Raw genomic sequence first — 6,242 nt, 5'->3', positions numbered from 1 at the left:
GCGCCGGGCCCGCCACCCCCGGGCCCGGCACCGCAGCCGCCGGCTCCACCGGCCCCGCCCGCCTGGAAGGCGGCGTGCTCGGCACCGGCGACATCGTCTTCTTCGTCGTGGCCGCCGCCGCACCGCTGACCGTGATGGCCGGCGTGGCACCGTTCGCGATCGCCTTCGGCGGCATCGGCACGCCCGTCGCCTACCTGGCCACCGGCGTCATCCTGGCGCTCTTCGCGGTCGGCTTCACCACCATGACCGCGCACATCCGCAACGCCGGCGCGTTCTACGCCTACGTCACCCGCGGCCTCGGCCGCCCCGCCGGGCTCGGCGCCGCGCTGCTCGCGGTGCTCTCGTACAACGCCATCCAGATCGGCATGTACGGCGCCTTCGGCTTCTTCGCCCACACCACCGCCGCCGACCTGCTCGGCCTGGACCTGCCCTGGCCGGTCTGGGCGCTGCTCGGCGTCGCGGTGGTCTGGCTCCTCGGCTACCGCTCGATAGACCTCGGCGCCAAGGTGCTCGGCGCGCTGCTGATCGCCGAGACCGGCATCCTGCTCGTGCTCGCCGTGGCGGTGCTGGTGCGCGGCGGCGCGCACGGGCTCGACCTGTCCTCGTTCGCCCCGCACAACGTGTTCTCCGGGGGCATGGGCGGGGTGCTCGGGCTCTCCTTCGCCGCGTTCATCGGCTTCGAGGCCACCGCCATCTACCGCGAGGAGGCCCGCGAACCACGGCGGACGGTACCGCGCGCCACCTACGCGGCGATCGCCTTCCTCGGCCTCTTCTACACCTTCATCACCTGGATGATCGTGCAGGCCTTCGGCGCCACCGAGGCCGTCGCGACCGCCACCGCCGACCCGGCCGGGATGTTCTTCACCGCGATGACCGACTACGTCGGCGCCTGGGCCACCGACCTCCAGCGGGTGCTGATCGTGACCAGCCTGCTCGCCGCGCTGCTCGCCTTCCACAACACCATCACCCGCTACGGCTACGCCCTCGCCACCGAGCAGGCCGCCCCGGCCGCACTCGGCCGGGTCCACCCGCGCCACGGCTCCCCGTGGATCGGCGGCATCGCGCAGTCGGTGCTGGCGGCGGTGGCCGTCGTGGTGGCGGCGCTGATCGGGGCCGACCCGTACAACCAGTTCTTCCTCTGGGTGAACTCCCCCGGCGTGGTCGGCATCCTGGTGCTGCAGGCGCTCGCCGGGCTGTCCGTGTACGCCTTCTTCCGCCGCAATCGCGAGGCGGCCGCGAGCGCCGGGGTGTTCCGGACGGTCGTGGCGCCGGTCGCCGCCACCGTGCTGCTGTGCGGGGCGACGGCACTGGTGGTGTGGCGGCTCGACCTGTTCACCAATGCCGGGCCGGAGGTCAACTGGCCGCTGGTGGCGATCGTGCCGGTGGTGTTCCTGACGGGCGTCGCCATCGCGCTGCGGCTGCGGGCGCGGCGGCCCGAGGTGTACGCCCGGCTCGGGACGTCGGAGGTCGACGCGGGCTGAGCGGGCGGCGCCGCCGCAGGGCCGGCCCACCTCCTCAGGCCTGGCCCGACCGCCGCACACCCGGCCGGCGGCCTTCAGGCCTGGCCGACCGCCTCGGCGAGCAGCCGGTAGGAGTCGAGGAGGGCGGCGCGGTCGTAGGTGCTGGTGGTGACCAGGAACTCGTCCGCGCCGCTGCGCGCCACCAGGGCGGCGAGTTCGGCGGCGGCCCGCCCCGGGGTGCCCGCGATGTGGCCCTTCAGCGACTGCTCGTAGGCGGCCTGCTCGCGCGGGCTCATCGGCCGGGCCAGGATCTCGGCGGCGGGCTCCAGCGGCGGGAACTCGCCGTGGGTGCGGGAGTACGCGCCGGACCACGCCTCCGGGACGAGCAGCTCCCGGGCCCGGTCGGCGCTCTCGGCGACCGCGACCGTGCCCGAGACCACCACGTACGACTCGGCGGCCTGCGCCGAGGGGCGGAACCGGCTGCGGTAGCGGTCGATCGCCGCGAGCATCCGCTCCTCTCCCCGGGCGGCGGCGATGACCAGCGGCAGCCCGGCGTCGGCGGCCAGGTCGGCGCCCGCGCCGGTGGCCAGGACGAAGGCCGGCACCCGCAGGCCCTCGGCCGGGCGGGCGTGGACGCCGGGGTGGGCCCGCTGCGAGCCGTCGAAGTAGCCGAGCAGTTCGGCCAGCTGGGCGCCGAAGTCGTCCGCGGAGTCCTTCTCCCGGCCCAGCGCCCGCCGGACGCCGTCGGTGAACCCGACCGAGCGGCCGAGCCCCATGTCGATCCGGCCGGGGAAGAGCGAGGCGAGCACCCCGAACTGCTCGGCCACCACCATGGGCTGGTGGTTGGGCAGCATCACCCCGCCCGTGCCGACCCGGATCCGGGTGGTGGCCGCCGTCACCGCCGCGGCGAGCACCGTCGGCGCCGATCCCGCGACCCCGGGCACGCCGTGGTGCTCGGAGACCCAGAAGCGGTGGTACCCGAGCCGCTCGGCCTCGCGGGCGAAGGCCACCGTGTCCCGCAGCGCCTGCGCCGGCTCCTCGCCCCGTCTGGTCCGGGAGCGGTCGAGGACGGAGAGCCTGGTGATGGGCGCAGCGCTGGTCACGCGGTGGACAACGCCCGTCGCCGAGCCGGGCATTCCCCCACCGCCACGCTCCCGGTACGGACGGGCCGCCACGCCCCGGGTACGGAGGGGTCCCGGTCAGTCCGTGACGGCGAAGCCCTGTGCCGCGCCCAGCCGGTGTAGCGAGTCCTGCCCGGGGATCCCGTCGGCGGCGGCGTCGGTGTACCCGCACCGGCGCTGCCACCCGGCGTAGGCGGTGACCGTCAGGCTGCCGAACGAGCCGTCCACCCAGCGCTGTTCGAGCAGCCCCTCGTCCGCCAGGGCCTGCTCGACGATCGCCGCCTCGGCCCCGTACGTCCGGTGCCCCTGTTCGGCGCCGGGGTCGGTGCGGGCGGCCGCCACGATGTGCGCGAGCGACACCGTCCGGGGCCCGGGCAGGTAGCCGAGCAGCCGCCGCAGCGAGCTCTCCCCCGGCACGCCGTCCGCCGCCTGGCCGGAGTAGCCCAGGCTCTGCTGGTAGTCCGCGTAGTTCTCGGTGTCCGCGTCGCTCCAGTTCGGCCCGGGGCCGGAGCGGTAGTGGGCGCCGAAGCCCTGGGCGACGAGCCCCCGGCCGACCACGGTGACCTGGTAGCCCTGGGCGCCGTAGCCGTACGGGAGGCCGTTGATGGTGGTCTGGTACCGGGCCGGGGCCGGGTCCGCCGGGGGCACCGGGGGGTGCTGCGAGGGCGAGGGGATCGGGGTGCCGGGGCCGGCCGTGAAGTCGGGCCAGGAGCCGGGGTCGGTGTGGTCGTTGAACGGGACGTGGGCGTGTGCGTACCAGCCGCCGCTGGCCTCCCACACCTGCTCGTCGCGGTGGCTGGTGAAGTCGGCCGGGCGGCCCATCGGCCAGACGTCGGGCACGCCCCAGGAGGCGATCCAGGCGTGGATCCGGTCCCAGCCCGCGCACGGGGTGTCGACCAGCCGCGCGTACACGGTGCCCTGGTAGGTGCAGTAGGGGAAGAACACCGCCTCGATCTGGATCACCACGCGCCCGGCCCGGTTGGTGCGGGTCGGGCTCGTCGTCGGGCTGAGCAGGCTCTTCGAGCGGGAGTCGGCCGGGAACAGCTGGGCGATCCGGCCGCTGAACGGGTCCCAGATGAGGTGTGGCGCGTCGCCGGCGCCGCTGCCGGTGAAGTAGCTCACCAGGTCCTCGTAGGTGCACCAGTCCTGCGGCACGGCGGCGGTCGCGTTGCGGTCCCAGGTGATGTGGGCGATGGCCCTCGGGGGGTACTGCTGGTCGGTCGGCGCGTGGTCGCCGAGGTCGTGGATCTCGGCACCGGGCAGCCACAGGTCGGACATGCGGTCTCCTCCAGGCGGCGAACGGACGTCGTTGCGGGTATCGGCAGGTTCGCCCTCCGGATTGACCCCAACGGCGCAATACACGGCAATGAACCACCCATGCTCGCGCGCCCGTTCGGATATGTAACGGGAATTCGTCCTCGCGTACGGACCCGGGGGCCCGCGCCGCGTGCCGCCGGACCCGCGCTCCGCCCTGCCCGGAAGGAAGCCCGAGAGGCTCCGGAAAGCCGTCGGGCGGGGGCGCATTCCACCCCGCCGCAGCCGCTCTGTCAATCGTTGACTTCGGAACTGGTCTAGTCCACGGTGGTGCGCGAAAAGCACTCATACCGTCATCACCGCCACGATTCTGACGAACCGACGGAGATTCCACCGTTATGCAACGAGTCTGCCTCGCCCTGCCCACCATGCGATCCTGCCCCGACACCATCGTGGAACTCGCCGAGGAAGCGGCCTACGCCGTCGCGAACTTCGACGTCGAGGTGCACCTCCTCATCCTCGACACCACCGACGCCGTCCAGTTCGCGAAGAACGCGGGCGCCGTGGCCGCCCTGGAGCCCACCCCCGGCGTGGTCGTCCACCACCTCGGCAACGCGCAGCAGCGGGAGTTCCTGCGCCGGGTCGCCGAGCGCTCCGGCGCCGCCGACCCCGGACTGCTGCTCGACATGATGCTCCCGCCGGCCGTCGCGTACGGCTCCTGCGTCAACCGGCTCTTCCTGGGCGCGGCCGCCCTGGGCTGCACCTCGGCGCACCTGCGCAACGACGACGCCGACTTCCAGGTCGTCGACGGTCGGAAGATCTTCCCGATCCACCACGAGCTGCTCTCGATCGGCCGACCGGCCGGCGAGGCGGCAGCCGGCGTGACCCGCTCCGAGCTCGACCCGGCCGACGCGGACAAGCCGGTGATGCTGGTCAGCGGCTCCTTCATCGGCGAACTCAACGTGGACATCAGCGAGATCCACGAGTTGGACCCGGACATCTACCGCGACGTGGTGCGCCTGTGGACCCCGCCGGTGTGGCCGGAGGAGGACCGGGACGCGATGGTGGACGTCTCCTTCAAGGGCGCCGGCTCCGAGCCGTTCACCACCGACGAATCCGTCCTCGGCGTGCCCGACATCTGGGACGTCTACATGTGCAACATCGCCCTGGACCACCGGGCCTACGAGGTGCTGCCGCTGCTGCCCTCGGTCAAGACCATCGGCAGCGACTACGCCCTGCTGCACGCCATGGTCCACTCCCGGCTGCCCGGCGTCGTCCACAACCGCCACATCGTCAACTACTACACGCCCGAACGCCGCATCGGCGCCGGCTTCATCTCCTACCAGATGCGGTTCGTCAAGTTCCTGCTCTCGATGCTGTACCTGTACCCGGTCTACGGCGGGATGATCGACCTCGGCCGCGAGCTACTGGACGAGCGGCACGGGCTGAAGATCGAGCCGATCCTCGACCTGGTGCGGGGCAGCGTCGACTGGGACCGGGCCGGGAACGAGCACTGCCTGGACGTCCTGGACCGCTCCTACCGCAAGCTGGGCGGCAAGTACACCGAGCTCGCCGACGCGGTGGCCGAGCAGCGCCAGCAGCTCCTGGACGAGGCGCAGGAGGACGCCGAGCGCTGGGCGGTGCTGATGGGAGCCTGGGCGGCGCTGGTGGCCGCCTCCCGCGCGGAAGGGCTCGGCACCGCCTCGGAGGTCGCGGCCGGGTGAGCGAGGACCTCCGGATCCGGCTCCTGGCCGACGGCGACTGGGACGCCGTGGTCGCACTGGAGCACGACGCCTACGCGGCCGACGGCCTGTCGGAGGGCCGGGAGGCGCTGCAGTCCCGCGCCCTCGCCTCGCCGCGGACCTGCTTCGTGCTGGAGCAGGACGGCACCGTCCGCGGCTACCTGCTGAGCCTGCCGTACCCGCCGCTGCGCTGCCCGAGCCTCGACCAGCCGGAGGAGGCGGTGTTCGCGTCGGACAACCTGCACGTGCACGACCTGGTGATCGCCGAGGACCTGCGCGGCCGGGAGGTCGCGCTGGGGTTCATCCGGCACTTCCGGGAGCAGGCGTCCGAGCAGGGCTTCGAGCGGATCTCCATGGTCGCGGTCCGCGGCACCGACATCCTGCTGCGGCTGCTCGGCTACCGCGCCCACCGCGAGGTGACGGTGCCGGCCTGCTACGGCAAGCGCGCCGTCTACATGTCGATGCCGGTGGCGGCCGGCTGACCTTCACTCGTCCACTCGTCCACTCGTCCACTCGTCCGGAGTAGTCCGGGCTGCGGCACTCACCCCGTCGAGGGGTTGGGGGGGGGGGGGGGGGCGGGGGGTGGGCGTGTGCGCGACCACGACTGACGGAGTAGTGGTGTGGGACGCGCTCAGGGCGAGGCGCTCGGGCGGGCGGGGGCGGGG

At 73.4% G+C, this 6,242-nt stretch carries 5 protein-coding genes; 3 read left to right on the top strand and 2 right to left on the bottom strand.

The window, feature by feature from the left end; translation table 11 throughout:
* Positions 1–1,481: APC family permease (locus ACFV6I_RS17355; protein ID WP_380426115.1), on the top strand; the 1,481-nt coding region annotated here is incomplete at its 5' end.
* 74 nt (positions 1,482–1,555) lie between these two features.
* Here the strand turns inward: ACFV6I_RS17355 and ACFV6I_RS17350 are convergent.
* Complete coding sequence (locus ACFV6I_RS17350; protein ID WP_380426113.1) at positions 1,556–2,563, bottom strand: MsnO8 family LLM class oxidoreductase; 1,008 nt, start codon at positions 2,561–2,563, stop codon at positions 1,556–1,558.
* 96 nt (positions 2,564–2,659) lie between these two features.
* Complete coding sequence (locus ACFV6I_RS17345) at positions 2,660–3,859, bottom strand: peptidoglycan-binding protein (protein ID WP_380426111.1); 1,200 nt, start codon at positions 3,857–3,859, stop codon at positions 2,660–2,662.
* 374 nt (positions 3,860–4,233) lie between these two features.
* On the opposite strand from ACFV6I_RS17345, the gene ACFV6I_RS17340 reads away from it, so the two are divergent.
* Together ACFV6I_RS17340 and ACFV6I_RS17335 are read left to right on the top strand one after the other, a co-directional pair.
* Positions 4,234–5,559: a DUF6271 family protein gene (locus ACFV6I_RS17340; RefSeq protein ID WP_380426109.1), complete on the top strand. Its 1,326-nt coding sequence runs from the start codon at positions 4,234–4,236 to the stop codon at positions 5,557–5,559.
* On the top strand, positions 5,556–6,059 hold the full coding sequence (locus ACFV6I_RS17335; RefSeq protein WP_380426107.1) for a GNAT family N-acetyltransferase: 504 nt from the start codon (positions 5,556–5,558) through the stop codon (positions 6,057–6,059). Before ACFV6I_RS17340 ends, ACFV6I_RS17335 begins: the two co-directional genes overlap by 4 nt.
* Positions 6,060–6,242: the final 183 nt, after the last annotated feature.

Source organism: Kitasatospora sp. NPDC059803, assembly GCF_042732255.1.
In the GTDB taxonomy this organism is placed as follows: Bacteria; Actinomycetota; Actinomycetes; order Streptomycetales; family Streptomycetaceae; genus Kitasatospora.
Note: the sequence above shows the minus strand (reverse complement) of the source record. Positions and strands in the feature narration are given on the sequence as shown.